This window comes from Weizmannia acidilactici (assembly GCF_008974225.1).
GTDB classification, from domain to species: Bacteria; Bacillota; Bacilli; order Bacillales; family Bacillaceae_C; genus Weizmannia; species Weizmannia acidilactici.
Genome location: NZ_BKZR01000012.1, coordinates 30,559 through 50,109, shown reverse-complemented (window position 1 = coordinate 50,109; position 19,551 = coordinate 30,559). Strand labels below are relative to the sequence as shown.

The following is a 19,551-nucleotide window of genomic DNA, read 5'->3' as shown; positions in this document are numbered from 1 at the left end:
TTTTCCAGCTAAAAAGGGGGCGCCCCCTTTTTAGCCGGAATGCTGTTCTTATGCTTCTTTTATTTTTTTACCTTTTTTCCTGAATTTCATTAAAAATTCGTAAACAACCGGTACGATTAAAAGCGTGAGCAGGGTGGAGCTTGTTAATCCCCCGATAACGGTAATGCCGAGCCCTTTTGAAATGAGCCCGCCGCCGCCGTATCCCAATGCGAGCGGAACGAGCGCAAAGATGGTAGCAAAAGCGGTCATTAAAATCGGGCGCAGCCTTGTAGCCCCTGCTTCCAGCAACGCTTCCCTTGTTGACAGCCCTTCCCGCTCTTTATGGACAACCCGGTCGATGAGCACGATCGCGTTCGTAACGACAATCCCGATCAGCATCAGCGCCCCGATCATGGCAGTGACGCTGATTGTTTCATTCGCCCAAAACAGCGCAACCAATGCGCCGATCACTGCAAACGGCAGCGAGAATAAAATTGTAAATGGTGCGAGCGCCCCGCCGAATGTAATGACAAGCACAAGGTATACAATTGCAACTGCGGCCGCCATCGCATAACCGAGTTTTGTAAACGAGTCATTGATGTCTGTTGTAACGCCGCCCGTTTCCACATGGATATATTTCGGGATATCAAGTTTGTCCACTTTCTTTTGAACATCCTGCGTGACCTTCGAGACATCTGCCGTTTTAATTGTCCCCGTTACACTGGCATAAATTTTCCCGTCACGTTTTTGGACCGCATTCGGGGTTTCCCCTTTTTTCACCGTGACCACATCTTTTAATGGAACTTTTGTACCGAGGGAAGTGGTTATTTGTTTCTTTGTCAGGTCATTGATGTCCTTATAATCGGAATCCGCCGCTTTCACATATACATCCAGTTCTTTGCCGTTTTTTTCAACGGTAGTAAGGATGGACTGGTTGCCTGTTTGCGCCAGCCCTGTGCCGAGCTGCCCGGCCGTTAGTCCGAGCCGGCTCAACTTGTCCTGGTCCGCCACGAGTGTATATTGGCTATACGTTTTTGAAAGGCTTGTTTCGACATTCTTTAAGTCATGATTGTTTTTCATAACGTTTTCGATTTTGTTGACCACAGGCTTGATTTCTTCCATATCGTTGCCGTATACATACATCGTTAAATCTTTGCTTGACCCGGCGTTAAAATCCTGTGCTTTCCAAGTCCCCTGGTCAGACAGTTTTTGGATCGCTTTTATGACTTTTTCCGGTTCTTTATCAAAATTCTTCGTGTTTTCTTTGTACTCTATGACAAAAACCGCGGAGTTGCTGCTCGTGCTGTAAGTTGTATTGCCGATCGAGTACTGCACATTTTTTACGCCTTCACGTTTCAATAAAAAGTCTTCCGCTTTTGCAGTAACTTTCTTTATATCAGACAGCGTTTCGCCCGGATCCGGCGTATACGTGGCATAAACCACTTTCTGTCCTTCGTTTTCGATAAAGCTGACGCCGATCAGCGGGGTTAAAAACAAGCTTCCGATTAAAAGTAGGCATGCTGTACCGAAAGTAACCAGCTTATGGTTGAGCGACCAGTCCAGCACTTTTTTATATAAAGAAGCAAGCGTGCCGTGCTCTTTCTGCAGTGCCCCGCTTTTTTTCTTCACCCCGTTTTGAAACAGCGAGTGCGCAAACATCGGGACGACGGTGATTGCGACCAGAAGCGATGCCAAAAGCGCAAAAATAAGCGTCAAAGCAAATGGCATAAACAGCTCGCCGACCATGCCTTTTACTAACGCCAGTGGCAAAAATACAACAACGGTAACGATTGTGGAGGCCATAATCGGCTTAAATACTTCGGTTGTCGCTTCACGGATCAGCGCCTTGCCTTTCAGTTTTTCACTTGGGGAGTTCAGGCGCCTGTATATATTTTCTATGACAACAATCGAGTCATCGATGACACGCCCGATTGCGACCGTCATGGCCCCAAGCGTCATGATGTTTAAGGTGATGCCGAGCTGCTTCAAAATGATAAAAGAAATCAGTAGCGAGAGAGGAATGGAGACAACCGCGATAATCGTGGAACGCACATTCCGCAAAAACAACAGAATGATCAAAATTGCAAAAATTGCCCCGATAACCGCTTTTTCAAGCATCGTTTTCACTGAGTCTTTGATCGGGGTGGCCTGGTCCAAAATTGTGGAGACCTGCATACCCGGATAGTTGACTTTAAATTTTTTCACTTTTTCATTTACAGCGTCGGCCACATCTACCGTGTTGGCATCCGGCGCTTTTGTAATTTGAATGCCAATGGAGTCATTTCCGTTCGTTTTCGAAATCGACTCATGTTTGCCGACAACTTTAATGTCCGCAATATCTTTTAATGCAACAGTCGGGATTCCGGCCTGCGCCGCACTTTGGGTGCCGGAAGCGGCAGATGCGGAATAGCTGCCGGTTGTGCCGGATGTTGGGGTATACGGGATTTTCATGTTTTCAAAAGATTTAAGGGATTTTACATTCCCGTCGATTTCAACCGATTTGTCCTGTTTCCCGAAGTTAATTAAACCGAGCGGAACTGTAATATTTGAGTTTTGGATCACCTGCTTTACAGTATCTTCAGTAAGCCCCAGTGCATTCAGCTTATTTTGGTCAAAGGTCAATTGGACTTCCTGGACATACTGCCCCGAAGTCTGAACATCAGATACACCGTCAATGCTTTGGAGTTCTGGAACAAGATCTTCTTCGACTATTTTTGTTAAATCTTGAAAAGACTTATGCTGATTTGAAACACTTAAAGAAAGGATCGGGAAATCGTTGATGCTGATCCTTTGTACTGCAGGAGCGTCGACATTATCCGGCAGATCCACTTTTTCGAGCGCATCCTGGATATCTTTTTTCGCTTGGTCCATATCCTGCCCGTATTTATACTCGAGCTGGATCTGGGAGCTGCCCTCGGTTGATGAAGTGGTCACGGTTTGGACACCGGTAAGGTCTTTCACTTTTTCTTCGATTGGCGTGGTGATTTTATCTTCCACTTCCTGCGGTGTTGCTCCGGTATCGGTTGTCGTGATCATCATAATCGGGGCATTGATATTCGGAATGGTTTCCATTTTCATATTCATTCCGGCGTAAATGCCTGCGCCTGTAACAATCAGTGTCATGAGCCAAATGGCAAACTTGTTGCTAAGGCAGAACTGGATAATATGTTTCACGGTAGTTGCGACACTCCTTTGAAAATGATTGATGACCAGTCAGAATGATTTGACTGACTGGTCATATTCCAGTTATAATATAACTGACTTTATTTTTGATTTCAACCTTTTTTAGATAAAATTTGTGAAAATAATGTAGAAGGCAGGGTAATATTTATGGAGATGATATTTTGCCCACTTTCCTAACAAAGCAAGGGCAAAACAAAATTTCCCTAGGTTACAGGGCTGAAATTGATGGATGTCATTTGTTTCGGTTGATTATTCTATGCGGTGATGAAGATGAAGCAGAAAAAAGAGGAATTAATCCGGGCGGCAATCAAATTATTTGCGGAGAAAGGCTACCAAACGGCAACGGTCCAGGACATTGTGAATGTTTGCGGGATTTCCAAAGGGGCTTTTTATACGTACTTTTCTTCAAAAGATGAGTTATTAATAGAAATTTTCCAATACTATTTTGATGAACTTTCAAAAATATTGAAGGAAATCGAGAAACAAAAAGCCACGCCGAGGGAAAAGGAAAAAAGGCAGCTGGTTTCCCTGTTTCAATTTTGCATCCGGCACCGCGATTTTATCGTCATGCTGCAGCGGGAACAAAACCATTCTATAAACGAGGGCTTAAGGGTATTTTTCGAGAAAAAGAATTACGCTATACAAAAGTACTATAAAGAACTGATGCTTTCAATATATGGGGAAGCATTTGAACCATATGTGCTGGACGCTATTCTCGTGTACGGGGGCATTGTTCATGCATACATGAAAATCACGGTCATTGATGGCGTAGAGGTGGATCTGGAACAGCTCGCAGAATTTATTATGGATCAATTGGATTACGCTGCTGAAGGCTTTTTGAAAGAACGGCGGCCGCCCCTTGTCCGTCGCAAAATTGAAGACCTTTATCCGGTGAATGATGAAACCGGCGAAATATGCAGCCTGCTTGCGGAAATGAAGAGGAAGATTGCGGAGCTTGATCTGCCACTTGAGGAGAAGCAGGATCTGCAAAATGCTGTCCTGATGTTAAAAGAGGAATTGTACCAGGAAAAGAAAAGAAAATACGTTTTTCAAGGCATGCTGTCCCTTTTTTACGGGATCGCGGAATTGAGACGGTACGGTGAAAAAATTGCAGAAGCATTGGGAATTAAGCTTTTACCTTAAAAAGGAAGGCCTAAAGCCGTGTTTGAAAATTGCGGCTATAGGCCTTCTTTTTATATGATCTGCCATTCAATGGCTTCTTCTGCTGTGCCGGCTGGTAAAAATTTTGACCAGCAGTATGATAGCGGCAAGCACAAGGAGGAGATGGATAAATGCACTTGCAATATGGAAAATATACCTAAAATCTAGAGCGTCAATATAATGCCGATGATCGTCCAAATCATATCCAGTCGATTCCTTTCTAAGCGTGATCGTTCTAAAGTACCCAATGCTGCCGTTTTCCAAAACGCCCCATGTTTGGCCCCTTCTTTCCCGGGGCATGATATGAACAAATAAGGGGAGGATTCGTGTGAAAAAAGGCAAAATGAAATACTGGTCCGCTTTTGTGCTCATCCTGCTTGCCATTTATGCGGCCGTGATTTTGTATAATACTTATAAACCGCTGCCAAAAGGCATTTCGTATGCAAGCAAAACATACGATATCAATGGGCGCGATATCCGCTTTCTTGCCGATTTGACGTACCGGGAAAAGGGGACAGGAAAAAGGAAAGTGGAACAATCCATTTATCCCGAAATTTATCGGATGATCGATGATGCCCATCAATTTATTGTGGCCGATTTTTTCCTTTTTAACGGTTACCATGATAAAAAAATGAAAGTGCCGCTATTGAGCGAAACATTGGCCGATCAATTCATTGAGAAAAAAGAAAAAGAGCCGCAAATCCAAATCATTATCATTTCTGACCCGATCAACACTTCTTATGGATCGCACGAAGCCCCTGTTTTAAAAAGGCTCGAAAAGCACGGCATCCAGGTAGTATATACGAATCTCGATCCGCTGCGCGACTCGACGCCGCTCTATTCCGGGATATGGCACATGTTTTTCCAATGGTTCGGGCAGGGCGGAAAAGGCTGGTTGCCGAACGCTTTCGGGGATAATGCGCCGAAAATGGCGCTCCGTTCTTATTTGGAACTGTTCAATATTAAGGCGAACCACCGCAAAACGTTTGCAACCGAAAAAGGTGCGGTCATTGCTTCCGGAAATCCCCATGATGCAAGTGGCTGGCATTCGAATATCGCTTTTCTCGTAAAAGGGTCGATCGTAAGCGATGTACTGAAATCGGAGCAGTCGGCTTCCGATATGTCGGACGGGCCAAAACTACCTGCGTATAAGGGGAAAAAGGAGGAAAAAGGCGATATTGCTGTACAGCTGTTAACCGAGGGGAAAGTGTACAGCCGATTAATGAAGGAACTGAACGCCACGAAAAAAGGTGATACAATTTCAATGGCGATGTTTTATCTGGCGGACAGGAGAGTGGTCGATGCGCTTGAGGAGGCATCGGCACGCGGGGTTTCCATCCGGCTCATTTTGGACCCGAACTTAAATGCGTTCGGCCATAAAAAAATCGGGCTGCCGAACCAGCCTGTAGCGCAGGAGCTGGCGCAAAAAACGGACGGGAAAATCAAAATTCGCTGGTACAATACTGGGCTCGAGCAATTCCACCCAAAACTCATATGGATCGAAAAGCCCGGACAATCGCTGTTTTTCGGCGGGTCGACCAATTTGACGCTAAGGAATTTGGATGATTACAACCTAGAGACGGATTTGTTTGTAAAAGCCCCTAATAACGCAACCGTCACAAAAGACATCAGCCGCTATTTCGGGCGGCTATGGACAAATAAGGATGGTGCCTTCACCGTTCCGTACGAAAAACATAAAGGCTTCACCACCTATTTTTTAAAAGGCATTTACCGGCTCCAGGAAATGTTGAAATTGACAACATATTAATAAAAGGTTATGTTCGTAATCAATGTTGATGATCGCGAAATCCGCTTCGCTCCCTGCGTCTGCGGGCCACGTTCGATATCTCAGCACGAGGGGTTTCTTCTTGCCGCTATCCCGCAGGAATCAACAATATAATGTAACAGAGCCAATAAAAAACGGAGGGGCCTCGGCCAGGGGGATGGATTTCACTGTCTTCGGCTAAGATAAAGGAAACAAGGCGCGGGACGGGCTATTACCCGCCTTGCATAGGACAGAACCGTCGGCCGATAGCGACCGCAGCTGTACAAAGCGGGAGATGCCCCTCAGCAAAAAAATCGGCACGCGGCCGATTTTTTTTATAATGCAACGGAATCCAAAAATTCGCGGACCTGTTCGGGTGTTTTTGCGTTCGCGCTGTGCAGGTGCGCTTTTTTCTCGCCGTTTTGAAACACGAGCAGGCTCGGGATGCCCATTACTTGGTTTTCATCCGCAATGCTGCGGAACTCGTCGCTGTTGATTTCGTACCATTTGTATTGCGGGTAATCCTTGATGATATCCCCGATAAACATATTCATTACTTTGCAATCCGGGCACCAATCCGCATAAAATTTTACGATGACCGGATCGCTTCCCCTGGTAATTTTTTTAAACGCTTCTGTGCTTTTGATCGGTTCCATAAATCATAACCATCTCCATCGATATTTTTTCGCTTTCCTACTATTTTAATCGGCAGAACAGGAGGATTCAATTTTTTTTAACTGATGCCGGCCTCCTCAAAAATATTTCCAAAAGGAAAATGATTGTGCTTATGCCGGTATGATGTATAATAAAGTTTGTATGAAAAAAACGATGAGTGTTTCCGTTTTGCGCGCCTGCCTTATGCATTAAAAAATAGATTTTACAGGCCGGCTGCTTTCTTTTGCTATGACATTAAAGCACGCAGATAGGTGATATTTGAATGGCTTCACACGATAATAATTCCAGAATTGACTACGGCCTTGTCCTGACGCTGATGTTGTTCTGCATTGTCAGCCTTGTGTCGATATACACTGCCAATCACAGCTTTGTATTAAAACAAGCGCTTTTCTATATGATTGGCGTCGGCCTGATTGCGCTTGTCATCAGACTGGATTCAGAACAGCTGAAAAAAATTTCCTGGTACGGCTACGGGCTTGGCATTCTTCTATTGGTTTTGCTGATGATTGCGCCGGCCTCCATTGCCCCTGTGATTAAAGGGGCAAAAAACTGGTTCGTGTTTCCGGTCATCGGTTCGTTCCAACCGTCGGAATTCATGAAGCCGTTTTTGATCTTGGCAATGGCCCGGCTCATATCGGACCATAACCAAAAAGTGCTGAACCGGACAGTAAAATCCGATTTTTGGCTGTTTATCAAGCTCGGCTTATGTCTTTTTGTGCCGCTGATGCTGACTATTTCCCAGGATTTGGGAACCACTTTGGTGTTTATTGCCATCTTTTTCGGGCTCGTTTTTGTGTCGGGGATCACGTGGAAACTGCTCCTTCCGATTTTCGGCGGCGGTGCGGCACTTGTTGCGGTCATTTTTTATTTTGTCCTCTGGAACCCGAAGATACTTGAAACCTACCTCGGCGTCCGCCAATACCAGTTCGGCCGGATTTATGCCTGGCTTGATCCGTACAACTATTCTACGACGGACGGTTACCATTTGATCAAGTCTTTAATGGCGATCGGGTCGGGGCAGACATTTGGGAAAGGGCTCGGCACGACGGAAGTCAATCTTCCGGAAAACCAGACGGACTTTATTTTCAGCGTCATCGGGGAACAGTTCGGCTTCATTGGCGGAAGCATCGTCATCGGCTTGTTTTTTATGTTAATTTACCATATTATCAAAGCTGGGCTTGAAACGAAAAATGATTTTTACACGTACATTTGCGCGGGCGTCATTTCAATGATTACGTTCCACGTATTCGAAAACATCGGCATGACGATCCAGGTATTGCCGATCACCGGGATTCCGCTTCCGTTTATCAGCTACGGGGGCAGCTCGCTGATGGGCAATATGCTCTCGGTTGGGTTTATTTTTTCCATCCGTTACCATTATAAAAAATATATGTTTTCGAGCGAGAATTAAAAAGCAGGCGGGGCTTATGGCCCCGCCTGCTTTTGATCACTGCACCTGGCCTCCGTACGGGAACTGCGACGCGTAGCCCTGATGCTGCTGGTAAGATTGCTGCAGTTTCTGCTGCTCCGCCGCTTCAAGACTATACCATCCTCTTTTGAACATCAATTCGTACAGTTTGCGCTGCTGGTTTTGTGTTTCCGTGAAAATGGAAAGGAGATCGCGGTACAGCGCTTCGTGACTCGCTTCATTCATTGCCGTATTATAGGAAGCCGTCATGTATTTTTCCATGGAAAGCAGGTCATTAGCGAGGTCGCGGTCGTTCATCTCCGGCGTTTCGGGGACCTGCGTTTTCGGGTTTTGAATTTTTTGCTGGTTGTCCATCTTCATGCCTCCTCATCTAGTGGATTAAGGGCCGCCTGTTACTGCTGCAGGTGGTTGTTCAAATGCCCCATGATCTGCAGGTAATGGCGCTGGTGCATTTGCCCGCACGCTTCAAAAACCGTTTTTAATTCAATGTCCCGGCAGCGCATGGCGGCATCATGCGCTTTTTTCATTGCAAGCAGATTCCATGCCAGCATATCATTCACATATGCCAAATCTTTTGTCGACATTACCTGTGGTGGAGCGCTGTAATTCATTTGCGCGTTTTGCTGCTGTGAAAAAGGCTGCTGTTGCATGATTGTTCCTCCTTTATTACATGTCTTTTCCTATTGTTTGAAAGAGTAGCGCATCTTATGCAGGGCAGGGCTGCTATTTTTTGTACTGGTTGTTCTGGCTGTTCACTTTACCACCGCCGTCCGCTTTGATTGTCGGTCCGGCGTTGCCTTTTACGCTTGCTGCACTGACGCCTGCTTTAGATGGGTTTTTCTTTAATTTTGCCATGTTTCCACCTCCTCATCGGCTTGCGGGTTTATCTTGTCCAAATCGGCGCGGAACATAAAAAATTTTAAAAAATGGTCATTTTTTGAGAATAAGTGATTGATAGGACGGAAAAATTCGTATATATTATTATTAGAAAAGCTGAAAGCGTTATTTTTTTAAAAAGTATAATGAATGAGTATTCATTCAAACGATTGTCGAAAGGGGATGCATTATGCGGTATAACATTAAAAAAGCGGCCGTTCTCGGTTCCGGCGTAATGGGATCTGGAATTGCCGCACATCTGGCAAACATCGGGATCCCAACACTTTTGCTGGATATCGTCCCGAACGGTCTGACAGAAGAGGAGAAAACAAAGGGGTTAACATTGGAAGACAAAGATGTCAGGAACCGCTTCAGCCTAACCGCGCTCAAAAAACTGCTGAAGCAGAAACCGGCCCCGCTCACTTCAAAAAAAAGCCTGTCTTTGATCGAAGCGGGGAATTTGGAAGATGATATCGGCCGTTTAAAAGAAGCGGATTGGATCATCGAAGTGGTTGTGGAACGTTTGGACATTAAAAAATCCGTGTTTGAAAAAGTCGACCAATACCGCCGGCCGGGCACGATCGTGAGCTCGAACACGTCCGGAATTTCGATCGAAGCAATGGCGGAAGGGAGGAGCGAAGATTTTAAAAAGCATTTCCTCGGCACCCACTTTTTCAACCCGCCGCGCTATTTGAAACTGCTGGAAGTGATTCCGACGGCCGATACCGATCCGGAAGTCGTTGCTTTTATGAAACAGTTTGGTGAAGACGTGCTCGGAAAAGGCGTCGTCATCGCAAAGGATACGCCAAACTTTATCGGCAACCGCATCGGCACATATGGCCTGCTTGTCACTGTCCGCGAAATGATAAAAGGTGGTTATACGATCGGGGAAGTCGATTCCATTACGGGCCCGGTTATCGGGCGCCCGAAAAGCGCGACGTTCAGGACGCTTGATGTCGTCGGCATCGATACGTTTGTCCATGTTGCAAAAAACGTATATGAAAAAGTCGGCGGTGAAGAAAAAGAAATCTTTAAAGTACCGGATTTTATGCACAAACTCGTTGAAAAAGGATGGCTCGGCAGCAAAACCGGTCAGGGCTTTTATGTGAAAAAAGGCAAAGACATTTATGAACTGGATCCTGAAACAATGGAATACGGAGAGCGCACAAAAATGAAAGCGGCTTCTTTAAAAGCGGCCCAGCAGGTAAAAGGCGCTGCCAATAAAATAAAAACCATCATCTACGCAGATGACCGCGCCGGCCGGCTGCTCTGGAACATCCTCGCCCCGTGTCTCGCTTATACGGCGGAACTGACCGGCACCATTGCCGATGATATCGTTTCGATCGACCGGGCGATGAAATGGGGGTTCGGCTGGAGCTACGGGCCGTTTGAAACATGGGATGCGATTGGCGTTGGAAAATCCGTGCAGAAAATGGAGCTGGACGGCATCCGGGTGCCGGGCTGGGTAAAAGAAATGCTCGATAAAGGCTTTACCTCTTTTTACAAAGAAGAAAACGGCGTTGTTTTCTATTACGATAACGGCGAATACAAAGCCGTGGAAACGAACCCGAAAGAAATCAGCCTGAAAGCTTTGAAAAAACAAGGTAAAACCATCAAAGAAAATGCCGGCGCCAGCCTGATTGATATCGGCGACGGGGTGCTCCTGCTTGAATTCCATTCGAAAAGCAATGCCATCGGGCTCGATATTTTGCAAATGATCAATTTTGCGATAGATGAAGTGGAGAAAAATTACAAAGGGCTTGTCATCGGCAACCAGGGCAAAAACTTCTGCGTCGGGGCGAACCTGGCGTTAATGCTTATGGAAGCGCAGGATGACAACATTTTTGAACTCGATATGGTCGTCCGCCAGTTCCAAAATACGATGATGAAAATCAAATACAGCCGGAAGCCGGTTGTCGCCGCGCCGTTCCAGATGGCGCTCGGCGGGGGTGCTGAAGTTTGTCTGCACACGGCGCACATCCAGGCGGCAAGTGAAACGTATATGGGCCTTGTGGAAACCGGGGTCGGGCTGCTTCCGGGCGGAGGCGGCAATAAAGAGCTGTACATGAAGCACTTGAAAAATATCCCGAAAGGTGTGCAGTTTGACCTGCAAAATGTTGCCAACAGAGTCTTTGAAACGATCGCGACGGCAAAAGTGTCCACATCCGCCGAAGAAGCGCGCGAAAACGGCTTCCTCGATCAGACGGACGGCATCAGTTCCAATCCGGACCACCTGATCTACGATGCAAAACGGGCGGTGCTGCATTTGGTTGAATCCGGTTACAGACCGCCTGTCCGCGAAAAAATCCCGGTCGTCGGGGAAACAGGTTATGCGGCGCTTTTGCTTGGGGCGCAGCAGATGTATCTGTCCGGTTATATTTCTGAATACGATTTGGAGATCGCGAAAAAGATTGCATACGTGCTTTCGGGCGGGAAAGTGCCATTTGGGACAAAAGTAGATGAACAATACTTGCTGGATTTGGAAAGGGAAGCCTTCTTAAGCTTGATCGCCCAGCCGAAAACACAGCAGCGGATGCAGCACATGCTGCTAAAAGGAAAACCGTTAAGAAACTAATTTTAACTAATTTTTTGGCAAAAACACGGAAAGAGGGGAAATCGATGAGGGAAGCTGTCATTGTGGCAGGTGCGAGAACGCCGGTCGGCAAAGCAAAAAAAGGGACGCTGGCAACAGTCAGGCCGGACGATTTGGGCGCGTTGGTCGTAAAAGAAACGTTAAAACGCGCCGGCAACTATGAAGGGAATATTGATGATTTGATTATCGGCTGCGCCATGCCGGAAGCGGAGCAAGGCATGAACATGGCGCGCAATATCGGGGTTTTGGCGGGGCTCGCGGAAACGGTGCCGGCAATCACGATTAACCGCTACTGCTCATCCGGGCTGCAGGCGATCGCTTACGGCGCGGAAAGGATTATGCTCGGCCATTCCGATACGGTTATCGCCGGCGGGGCGGAATCGATGAGCCTTGTCCCGATGATGGGGCATGTTGTCCGCCCGAATGTGAGGCTCGCGGAAACGGCGCCGGAATATTATATGAGTATGGGGCATACGGCTGAAGAAGTCGCGAAACGATTCGGCGTCAGCCGCGAAGACCAGGATGCGTTCAGCGTGCGTAGCCACCAAAAAGCGGCGAGAGCCATTGCGGAAGGCAAATTTAATGAGGAAATCGTCCCGGTCGATGTCACGATCCGTACGGTGAACGACGATAACGAACTCATTGAAAAAAAGGTTGTATTTTCGCAGGATGAAGGCGTCCGTCCGGATACAAACTTGGAAACGCTCGCAAAACTGCGTCCGGCATTTTCGGTAAACGGCACCGTTACGGCCGGCAACTCGTCGCAAACAAGCGACGGCGCCGCCGCGGTCATGCTAATGGATAAAGAAAAAGCCGAATCCCTTGGCCTGAAGCCACTTCTGAAATTTCGCTCATTTGCGGTTGCAGGTGTCCGCCCTGAAATCATGGGAATCGGCCCGGTGGAAGCCGTACCGAAAGCTTTGAAACTGGCAGGTTTAAACCTTGAGGATATCGGGCTGTTTGAATTAAACGAAGCATTCGCTTCACAGTCGATCCAGGTCATCCGCCAGCTCGGCCTTGACGAAGATATTGTCAATGTCAACGGCGGCGCTATTGCCCTTGGCCACCCGCTCGGCTGCACAGGCGCAAAATTAACCCTCTCACTTGCGCATGAAATGAAGCGGAGAAATGTGCAGTTCGGCGTCGTCACGATGTGTATTGGCGGCGGCATGGGCGCAGCCGGCGTGTTTGAACTCGTTTCATAAAAGGGGCGGTCCGGAAACTTTCGGCAAGTTTGATCCCTTGAAGGGGCCGGAGCCGCATCCCGCATTCGAATTTGAAATACGAAAAGGGAGGAATTTGAAATGGCAAACCAAACTGAAGAATTTGTAAAAGGCGGCAGTTTCTTAATCGACGACATTACACCGGAACAAGTGTTTACGCTCGAAGAACTTTCCGAAGAACAAAAAATGATTGCCAAAACGGCGGAAGACTACACGAACAATGAAGTCATACCGCAAGTGGAATACTTGGAAAACCATGAATTCGACCGTTCCGTCAAATTATTGAAAAAAGCCGGCGAACTCGGGCTTTTAAGCGCCGATGTCCCGGAAGAATACGGCGGCCTTGCCCTTGATAAAGTGAGCTCCGCTTTGATTTCCGAAAAAATCGCCAAGGCCGGCGGATTTGCAATTTCCCACGGCGCCCATGTCGGCATCGGGTCGCTTCCGATCGTTTTATTTGGAAACGAAGAACAAAAGAAAAAATATTTGCCGAAACTGGCAACGGGAGAATGGATTGCCGCCTATGCCTTAACTGAGCCAAGCTCCGGATCGGATGCACGCAGCGCCAAAACGACGGCGAGATTAAACGAAGCCGGTACCCACTATATTTTAAATGGGGAAAAACAATGGATCACGAACGCGGGATTTGCAGATGTCTTCACCGTTTATGCGCAGGTGGACGGCGACAAATTCACGGCCTTTATCGTGGAACGCACTTTCCCGGGCGTTTCGACCGGTGCGGAAGAAAAGAAAATGGGGATCAAATCGTCTTCCACGAGAACCCTTATTCTTGAGGACGTGCAGGTTCCGGTGGAAAATGTGCTCGGCGAAATCGGCAAAGGGCATAAGATCGCGTTCAACATTTTAAATATCGGCCGTTATAAATTAGGGCTCGGCGCAGTCGGATCCAGCAAATATGTATTGGAAATTGCCGTAAAATATGCGAACGGCCGCCAGCAGTTCAAAACGCCGATTTCCCAGTTTAACCTGACGAAAGAAAAATTCGGCACGATGGCTTCGAAATTGTATGCAGCCGAAAGCTCTGTATACCGCACAGTCGGATTGTTCGATGAAAGAATGAGCCACTTTACGCCGGAAGAAGAAAAAGACGGGCGCGCGGTGGCCAATGCGATCGCAGAATACGCGATTGAATGCTCGCTGAACAAATTCTTTGCATCCGAAGTGCTTGACTATATTGTCGACGAAGCAGTGCAAATCCACGGCGGATACGGATTCATGGATGAATACGAAGTATCGAGGGCTTATCGCGACTCCCGCATCAACCGGATTTTTGAAGGAACGAACGAAATCAACCGCCTGATCGTGCCGGGTACGTATGTGAAAAAAGCTTTCAGAGGGGAACTGCCACTTCTCGAGAAAGCGCAAAGCCTGCAGGAAGAATTGATGATGATGATGCCGGACCAGGTGGGCGATGAGCCGCTTGAACAGGAAAAATATTTGGTCAGGAACATGAAAAAAATTGCGCTGCTTGTGGCAGGAACGGCGCTGCAAACTTTCGGTAAGAAATTCGAAAACGAACAGGAACTGCTCGCCAATGTGGCCGACCTCGTTTCGAATGTATATGCAGCCGAGTCCTGCGTGCTCCGGACAGAAAAAGCGATCAACAAAGAAGGCGTAGACAAACATCAACAAAAACTGTTGTACACGCAAATTTTCACACAAGAAGCGTTCAACCAGTCAGAACAAATTGCAAAAGAATCGCTTGCAGCCTGCCTGGAGGGCGACCAATTGCAAATGACGCTGTCCGCGCTCCGCAAATTAACGCGCCACACGCCGATAAACGTCATTTCGAAAAAACGCGAAGCCGCCGACAAAATCATCGAAGCCGAACGTTATGTGCTGTAATATGAAAGAAAAAGGGCTGTCCCCAAAGTCAGTGAGCTGACCCGGGGGCACCCCTTTTTTAATGCAAAGCAATGTTATCAGAGACTGTTGGAATAATAACCATTTTTTATAATTTATTGGCATCAGTTATTAAAATAATTTCTATCTTCTAAAATTGAGATTCCTGATGTTTCGATGTAGAGAAAAGATCGCTGTGTTACGCCAAATTTTACCACATATATTGCTAACGAATGAAGAAATAATACATTACGCAAGCGATCATTTTGACGAAAGAGGGATACAAAAATGACAGTCGCAACTCAAGTTACTCAAGCTTTAGTAGGGTTAAAAAGTGCACAGGCAAGTTTTGAACAATTTGCTTTGCAGACTGAAAATCAACAGGCGAAACAACTTTACCAAAATGCAGCACAACAAACGCAAGCAATTATTGATAGCTTAGAACCGCGTCTTCAGGCCATTCAAACTGAAGAACCCCAGTATAAGCAACAATAATGTCGTCCTTTGAAGTTGCGGGTTGGCTTTTTTGCCAACCTTTTTCAAATAAAAACTTACTTTTAGATCAAATTAAAGACAAGGGAAGGATGGGGAGGATAATTGACTGTATACTCCAATGTAAAGCAAAGCTTAGCGACTGTTAAGGGGATTGAGACCCAACTCTCAACCCTGGCTTTAAATGCTATGGATGAAAAAGCCCAACAAGCTTTTCATCAGGCGATGCTGTTAGTCGGAGAAATAAAACAAGACTTGCAAATCCGCATTCATCAAATGGAACGCGAAGAACCACAATATAAACCAAATTAATCGGGGTGATCAATGTGCCTGAATGGTTTGAGATTGTATTACGATCCATTTTGTTTATCGCCGTTTTATTCTTAATGACAAAAATATTGGGATCTAAACAAATTTCCCAGCTTTCTTTTTTTGAATATATTTCAGGTATTACAATCGGAAGCGTCGCTGCTGAAGTAATCACAGGTGTAGATGGAAATATTATCCACGGATTAATTGTACTCGTGCTTTTTTGCGGCATAACCTATGGTGTTGACGTTCTTTCTTTAAAAAGCAAAAAATTCAGGGACTTTGCGGAAGGAAAATCAGTCGTCTTTATTAAAGATGGAAAAATTATGGAAGATAGTTTGAGAAAAGAACACTATACCATTGATGATTTAAATTCATTATTAAGGAAAAAGAATGTATTTAACGCAGCAGACGTAGAGTTCGCAGTATTAGAACCAAATGGGGATCTAAGCGTATTTTTGAAAAAAGAGAACCGGCCGTTAATCCCAAAAGATTTGAATCTCAAAGTAGCAAACGAAAAAGTTCCCCAGACGGTTATCATGGATGGGAAAATTTTAGATGATCCTCTTGCGGAAGCAAACAAAACCCGGCAATGGTTAAAAACAGAACTGGATAAGCTTGGTGTAGCCCTTGACAATGTATTTATGGCCCAAGTCGATTCTTACGGGCAATTAACCGTGGATGTTTATGATGATCAATTGAAATTACCAACGTCTCAACAAAAACCATTATTAATGTCAATGATAAAAAAAAGCCAGTCTGATCTGGAATCTTTCGCATTACAGACGGATTCAGATGAAGCGAAAAAAATGTATTTAAAAAATGCCAAGAAGCTACAGGAAGCGATCGATATGCTTGAACCTTATTTGAAAAGCTAAAAACTCAAAAGAACTCCGCATGAAAAAGGTTGCTCATGAATGTGCTGGCGTGGCAAATCTTATCCCCAAAACCCCTTGTTAAAAGAGTGTCCGTTCTAAATCCCCGTTTTGATATACGCGAAATTCACGAGACTTCTGCGAAAAAAGCGGTCCGCAAACGGAAAACGAAGTGAATGTCACGTCTATTCAAAAAGCCCGGGAAGCAGCCTGCAGCTCTGCTTCTTTCTTTGCATATCCGGGCAAAATCGCATAACATACAGGTAACGATATTTTGCCAAGGAGTGAACAAGATGGCACTGACTTTTTACTGGTACCCGAAATGCGGCACATGCCGGAAAGCGAAAAAATGGCTGGACGAACACGAAATTGCTTATGAAGCCGTGCACATTGTGGAAAACCCGCCTTCCAAAGCGCAACTCAAAGACTATTATGAAAAGAGCGGGCTTGAGATCAAGAAGCTGTTTAACACGAGCGGGCAAAAATACCGTGAACTCGGTTTGAAAGATAAAATCCCGGCTTTATCCGAAGATGAACTCCTCGAAATGCTTGCATCTGACGGCATGCTCATCAAACGTCCGATTTTGGCCGGCGATGCATTTGCGCTGTTCGGCTTTAATGAAGAAGATTATGAAAAAAACTTATAAAATGATTGATTTAAGCTGTATTTTTATGTAATTTTAGACTTGAAAGGTTGAATTTTTGAACAGATACATACAACGGAGGGATATGTGATGGCGGTACCAGAGGATTTGCGGTATTCGGAAGATCATGAGTGGGTCAAAGAAGAGGATGGGAATTTCCGGATCGGCATTACCGATTTTGCGCAATCTGAACTTGGGGATATTGTGTTTGTCGAATTGCCGGAAGAAGGCGATGAAGTGACAGCCAATGAACCTTTTGGGAGCGTGGAATCCGTTAAAACCGTTTCGGAATTATATGCCCCGGTCAGTGGAAAAGTCGTTGCAGTCAATGCGGATTTGAACGACAACCCTGAATTTGTCAATGAATCCCCGTATGAAAAAGCCTGGATGATCGTTGTTGAACCGTCCGACCCGAGCGAAGCGGATGAATTGTTAACGGCCGAACAATATGAGAAAATGATTCAAGAAGCGTAACAGATGAAAAAGGCACTGCATCCCGGATGCGGTGCCTTCGTAATGATAAAGGAATGGATGTGCTTATGGATGACTGGACAAAAGAAAAACATTTAAGCGAACGGATTATGCAGGAAGAAAAATTGGCCCTTTATTTTTACACCCCGTTATGTGGGACATGCCAGTTGGCGGGGAAAATGTTGGACATTGTGGAGCAGGCTGCCAAACAGTTTACCTATGCGAAAGCCAATTTGAACTATGTGCCGAAAATGGCGGAAATATACCAAATCGAAAGTGTGCCATGCCTGCTCCTATTTGAAAAAGGAAATTTGAAAGAAAAAGTGTATGCTTTCCATTCCGTTCCACATTTGTTTGAAAAACTATCTTCCCACTTAATTTGACAATGTTCGACGGTATCGCCTCATTTACCGTCAAAAACAGGGGGAAAAGCGGGCGATTTGTTGAACGGTTATGGCAGGAAAGGCACGGTCCGTACGGAAATAGTAAAGTAAAACGGACGGATGGAGCGTGTCTAGATGGAACAGATCATCGAGGCTTTTCTATGTAATCTTGTACGAAAAAAACATTTGCGGATGCTTTTGCCGGCTGCGCCGTTTGTGGTGTCTTTCCGCTCGGAAAAGGATGTTTGCTTTGTCTCTTTTTGCAAGGAGCGGGCGGAGCAGCTGCAAGCCGGCGCATGTAAAGCGGATTTTGAACTGGTGATGCCGGATAAAAACTTTCCACTGCTGTTATCCCGAAAGGACCGTCTCAGCACCTTTCTGAAAATGGACGAACTCCAATTTAAGGGTGCGTACCGGCATTTTTTGTTGCTTGAGTCCCTTTTTTGGCTCGCAGGCAGCCCCCATCCTGATTTGGGAAAACGGCAGCCGCTTATGATTATCAAATAACAGGATGAAAATGAGAATCACAAAATGAACCGGGAATTGGGAAAATCCCGGCTTTTTTTTAACCATTTTTCGCGGCATGGACAGGGCAGCGATGAAAATATAAGGAAATTCAATAAATCTGAATCAAGAATTTTATGTCAAGTCGAGTTTGTGCTATTATTAAAGAATAAGCGGGAACGGAAAAACTTCGGTATTGCCCGTTTATCCACAGGTTTTTACTAGTTGCGCATAGTTTTCATTTGCTATAAAATAATAATGAGAATAAATTGAGAATGAACTGAGAATGAACTGTACGAAATATACAATCAACGGAGGAATTTTTAATGGCAGGATCAAAACTTGTAATCAAAGATCTTCACGTCGAAGTAGAAGGAAAGGAAATTTTAAAAGGGGTCAATTTGGAAGTAAACAGCGGTGAGTTCCATGCCATTATGGGGCCGAACGGGACCGGGAAATCAACGTTGTCGTCCGCCATTATGGGACATCCGAAATACATTGTAACACAAGGCAGCATCACGCTCGACGGGAAAAATGTGCTAGAAATGGAAGTAGATGAACGCGCAAGGGCAGGCCTGTTTTTAGCGATGCAATATCCGAGCGAAATCAGTGGCGTCACCAATGCGGAATTTCTGCGCTCGGCAATCAACACCCGCCGCGGGGAAGGTAACGAAATTCCACTCATGAAATTTATCAGTGAACTGGATAAGAAGATGGAATTTCTTGAAATGGATACGAACATGGCGCAGCGCTATTTAAATGAGGGATTCTCTGGCGGCGAGAAAAAACGGAACGAAATTTTGCAGCTGCTGATGATTCAACCGAAAATCGCAATTCTGGATGAAATCGACTCCGGCCTTGATATTGACGCGCTGAAAATTGTTGCTAAAGGAATTAATTCAATGCGCAGCGATGATTTCGGCTGCATCATCATTACCCACTATCAGCGTTTGCTCAACTACATTACACCTGATGTTGTCCATATTATGATGCAAGGGCGCATCGTGAAATCCGGCGGCCCTGAACTGGCAACCCGACTTGAAGCGGAAGGTTACGAATGGATTAAGCAGGAGCTTGGGATCGAAGACGAAACTGTCGGCCAGGAAGCTTAAGCAGGGAGGAGCAG

The 19,551-nt window shown here is 45.8% G+C and carries 20 protein-coding genes; 14 read left to right on the top strand and 6 right to left on the bottom strand.

Annotation, left to right across the window (positions count from 1 at the left end; all coding sequences use genetic code 11):
- Window positions 1-48: 48 nt before the first annotated feature.
- The gene (locus tag GBH70_RS06320; protein WP_151680247.1) at window positions 49-3,153 is read right to left on the bottom strand and encodes an efflux RND transporter permease subunit; all 3,105 of its coding nucleotides are present in this window, start codon (window positions 3,151-3,153) and stop codon (window positions 49-51) included.
- 279 nt (window positions 3,154-3,432) lie between these two features.
- Here GBH70_RS06320 and GBH70_RS06315 point away from each other — a divergent pair, with 279 nt between their 5' ends.
- The gene (locus GBH70_RS06315) at window positions 3,433-4,305 is read left to right on the top strand and encodes a TetR/AcrR family transcriptional regulator (RefSeq protein WP_172967511.1); all 873 of its coding nucleotides are present in this window, start codon (window positions 3,433-3,435) and stop codon (window positions 4,303-4,305) included.
- Window positions 4,306-4,371: 66 nt separating this feature from the next.
- On the opposite strand, the gene GBH70_RS17980 is transcribed toward GBH70_RS06315, so the two are convergent.
- Window positions 4,372-4,623, bottom strand: coding sequence for a DUF5670 family protein (locus tag GBH70_RS17980; RefSeq protein WP_503827269.1), 252 nt, complete (start codon window positions 4,621-4,623; stop codon window positions 4,372-4,374).
- Between the two features lie 43 nt (window positions 4,624-4,666).
- Between GBH70_RS17980 and GBH70_RS06310 the strand changes: the two genes are divergently transcribed.
- Entirely contained in the window at window positions 4,667-6,091 is a 1,425-nt protein-coding gene (locus tag GBH70_RS06310; RefSeq protein WP_151680269.1) for a phospholipase D family protein, read from the top strand.
- A gap of 332 nt (window positions 6,092-6,423) precedes the next feature.
- Here the strand turns inward: GBH70_RS06310 and GBH70_RS06305 are convergent, their stop codons facing one another.
- Window positions 6,424-6,744, bottom strand: coding sequence for a thioredoxin family protein (locus tag GBH70_RS06305; protein ID WP_151680245.1), 321 nt, complete (start codon window positions 6,742-6,744; stop codon window positions 6,424-6,426).
- A 281-nt stretch (window positions 6,745-7,025) separates the two neighbouring features.
- Between GBH70_RS06305 and GBH70_RS06300 the strand changes: the two genes are divergently transcribed.
- Window positions 7,026-8,174 (top strand): FtsW/RodA/SpoVE family cell cycle protein, encoded by a 1,149-nt coding sequence (locus GBH70_RS06300; protein WP_151680244.1) that lies wholly within the window; start codon window positions 7,026-7,028, stop codon window positions 8,172-8,174.
- 36 nt (window positions 8,175-8,210) lie between these two features.
- Here GBH70_RS06300 and GBH70_RS06295 read toward each other — a convergent pair whose 3' ends face one another.
- The 3 genes from GBH70_RS06295 to GBH70_RS06285 form a co-directional block, all read right to left on the bottom strand.
- Window positions 8,211-8,546 carry a spore coat protein gene (locus tag GBH70_RS06295; protein WP_151680243.1) on the bottom strand — a complete coding sequence of 112 codons (336 nt, stop codon included), beginning with the start codon at window positions 8,544-8,546 and terminating at the stop codon, window positions 8,211-8,213.
- A 38-nt stretch (window positions 8,547-8,584) separates the two neighbouring features.
- The gene (locus GBH70_RS06290) at window positions 8,585-8,842 is read right to left on the bottom strand and encodes a hypothetical protein (protein ID WP_151680242.1); all 258 of its coding nucleotides are present in this window, start codon (window positions 8,840-8,842) and stop codon (window positions 8,585-8,587) included.
- A 73-nt stretch (window positions 8,843-8,915) separates the two neighbouring features.
- Entirely contained in the window at window positions 8,916-9,047 is a 132-nt protein-coding gene (locus GBH70_RS06285; protein ID WP_151680241.1) for a YuzL family protein, read from the bottom strand.
- A 211-nt stretch (window positions 9,048-9,258) separates the two neighbouring features.
- On the opposite strand from GBH70_RS06285, the gene GBH70_RS06280 reads away from it, so the two are divergent.
- The 11 genes from GBH70_RS06280 to sufC all read left to right on the top strand — a co-directional run bounded on the left by GBH70_RS06280 (window position 9,259) and on the right by sufC (window position 19,537).
- A complete protein-coding gene (locus GBH70_RS06280) occupies window positions 9,259-11,643 on the top strand; it encodes a 3-hydroxyacyl-CoA dehydrogenase/enoyl-CoA hydratase family protein (RefSeq protein WP_151680240.1) in 2,385 nt (794 codons plus the stop codon).
- A gap of 44 nt (window positions 11,644-11,687) precedes the next feature.
- On the top strand, window positions 11,688-12,866 hold the full coding sequence (locus GBH70_RS06275; RefSeq protein ID WP_151680239.1) for an acetyl-CoA C-acetyltransferase: 1,179 nt from the start codon (window positions 11,688-11,690) through the stop codon (window positions 12,864-12,866).
- Window positions 12,867-12,965: 99 nt separating this feature from the next.
- Window positions 12,966-14,750: an acyl-CoA dehydrogenase FadE gene (locus tag GBH70_RS06270; RefSeq protein WP_151680238.1), complete on the top strand. Its 1,785-nt coding sequence runs from the start codon at window positions 12,966-12,968 to the stop codon at window positions 14,748-14,750.
- 285 nt (window positions 14,751-15,035) lie between these two features.
- Entirely contained in the window at window positions 15,036-15,242 is a 207-nt protein-coding gene (locus GBH70_RS06265) for a DUF1657 domain-containing protein (RefSeq protein WP_151680237.1), read from the top strand.
- Between the two features lie 102 nt (window positions 15,243-15,344).
- Window positions 15,345-15,551, top strand: a complete 207-nt coding sequence (locus GBH70_RS06260) for a DUF1657 domain-containing protein (RefSeq protein ID WP_151680236.1) — start codon at window positions 15,345-15,347, stop codon at window positions 15,549-15,551.
- 14 nt (window positions 15,552-15,565) lie between these two features.
- The gene (locus GBH70_RS06255) at window positions 15,566-16,426 is read left to right on the top strand and encodes a DUF421 domain-containing protein (RefSeq protein ID WP_151680235.1); all 861 of its coding nucleotides are present in this window, start codon (window positions 15,566-15,568) and stop codon (window positions 16,424-16,426) included.
- Window positions 16,427-16,716: 290 nt separating this feature from the next.
- A complete protein-coding gene (locus tag GBH70_RS06250) occupies window positions 16,717-17,070 on the top strand; it encodes an arsenate reductase family protein (protein ID WP_151680234.1) in 354 nt (117 codons plus the stop codon).
- A gap of 87 nt (window positions 17,071-17,157) precedes the next feature.
- Window positions 17,158-17,541, top strand: a complete 384-nt coding sequence (gene gcvH, locus GBH70_RS06245) for a glycine cleavage system protein GcvH (RefSeq protein WP_151680233.1) — start codon at window positions 17,158-17,160, stop codon at window positions 17,539-17,541.
- Between the two features lie 65 nt (window positions 17,542-17,606).
- Entirely contained in the window at window positions 17,607-17,921 is a 315-nt protein-coding gene (locus GBH70_RS06240) for a thioredoxin family protein (protein ID WP_151680232.1), read from the top strand.
- Between the two features lie 135 nt (window positions 17,922-18,056).
- Window positions 18,057-18,428: an SCP2 sterol-binding domain-containing protein gene (locus GBH70_RS06235; RefSeq protein ID WP_151680231.1), complete on the top strand. Its 372-nt coding sequence runs from the start codon at window positions 18,057-18,059 to the stop codon at window positions 18,426-18,428.
- A 323-nt stretch (window positions 18,429-18,751) separates the two neighbouring features.
- Window positions 18,752-19,537 carry a Fe-S cluster assembly ATPase SufC gene (sufC, locus tag GBH70_RS06230; RefSeq protein ID WP_151680230.1) on the top strand — a complete coding sequence of 262 codons (786 nt, stop codon included), beginning with the start codon at window positions 18,752-18,754 and terminating at the stop codon, window positions 19,535-19,537.
- Window positions 19,538-19,551 lie beyond the last annotated feature (14 nt).

Coding starts and splice junctions, on each gene's coding strand:
- GBH70_RS06235 (WP_151680231.1), top strand. CDS start 18,057: ATGGAACAGATCATCGAGGCTTTTCTATGTAATCTTGTACGAAAAAAA.
- GBH70_RS06275 (WP_151680239.1), top strand. CDS start 11,688: ATGAGGGAAGCTGTCATTGTGGCAGGTGCGAGAACGCCGGTCGGCAAA.
- GBH70_RS06315 (WP_172967511.1), top strand. CDS start 3,433: ATGAAGCAGAAAAAAGAGGAATTAATCCGGGCGGCAATCAAATTATTT.
- GBH70_RS06300 (WP_151680244.1), top strand. CDS start 7,026: ATGGCTTCACACGATAATAATTCCAGAATTGACTACGGCCTTGTCCTG.
- GBH70_RS06270 (WP_151680238.1), top strand. CDS start 12,966: ATGGCAAACCAAACTGAAGAATTTGTAAAAGGCGGCAGTTTCTTAATC.
- GBH70_RS06290 (WP_151680242.1), bottom strand. CDS start 8,842: ATGCAACAGCAGCCTTTTTCACAGCAGCAAAACGCGCAAATGAATTAC.
- GBH70_RS06240 (WP_151680232.1), top strand. CDS start 17,607: ATGGATGACTGGACAAAAGAAAAACATTTAAGCGAACGGATTATGCAG.
- gcvH (WP_151680233.1), top strand. CDS start 17,158: ATGGCGGTACCAGAGGATTTGCGGTATTCGGAAGATCATGAGTGGGTC.
- GBH70_RS06285 (WP_151680241.1), bottom strand. CDS start 9,047: ATGGCAAAATTAAAGAAAAACCCATCTAAAGCAGGCGTCAGTGCAGCA.
- GBH70_RS06305 (WP_151680245.1), bottom strand. CDS start 6,744: ATGGAACCGATCAAAAGCACAGAAGCGTTTAAAAAAATTACCAGGGGA.
- GBH70_RS06265 (WP_151680237.1), top strand. CDS start 15,036: ATGACAGTCGCAACTCAAGTTACTCAAGCTTTAGTAGGGTTAAAAAGT.
- sufC (WP_151680230.1), top strand. CDS start 18,752: ATGGCAGGATCAAAACTTGTAATCAAAGATCTTCACGTCGAAGTAGAA.
- GBH70_RS17980 (WP_503827269.1), bottom strand. CDS start 4,623: ATGCCCCGGGAAAGAAGGGGCCAAACATGGGGCGTTTTGGAAAACGGC.
- GBH70_RS06250 (WP_151680234.1), top strand. CDS start 16,717: ATGGCACTGACTTTTTACTGGTACCCGAAATGCGGCACATGCCGGAAA.
- GBH70_RS06280 (WP_151680240.1), top strand. CDS start 9,259: ATGCGGTATAACATTAAAAAAGCGGCCGTTCTCGGTTCCGGCGTAATG.
- GBH70_RS06310 (WP_151680269.1), top strand. CDS start 4,667: ATGAAATACTGGTCCGCTTTTGTGCTCATCCTGCTTGCCATTTATGCG.
- GBH70_RS06295 (WP_151680243.1), bottom strand. CDS start 8,546: ATGGACAACCAGCAAAAAATTCAAAACCCGAAAACGCAGGTCCCCGAA.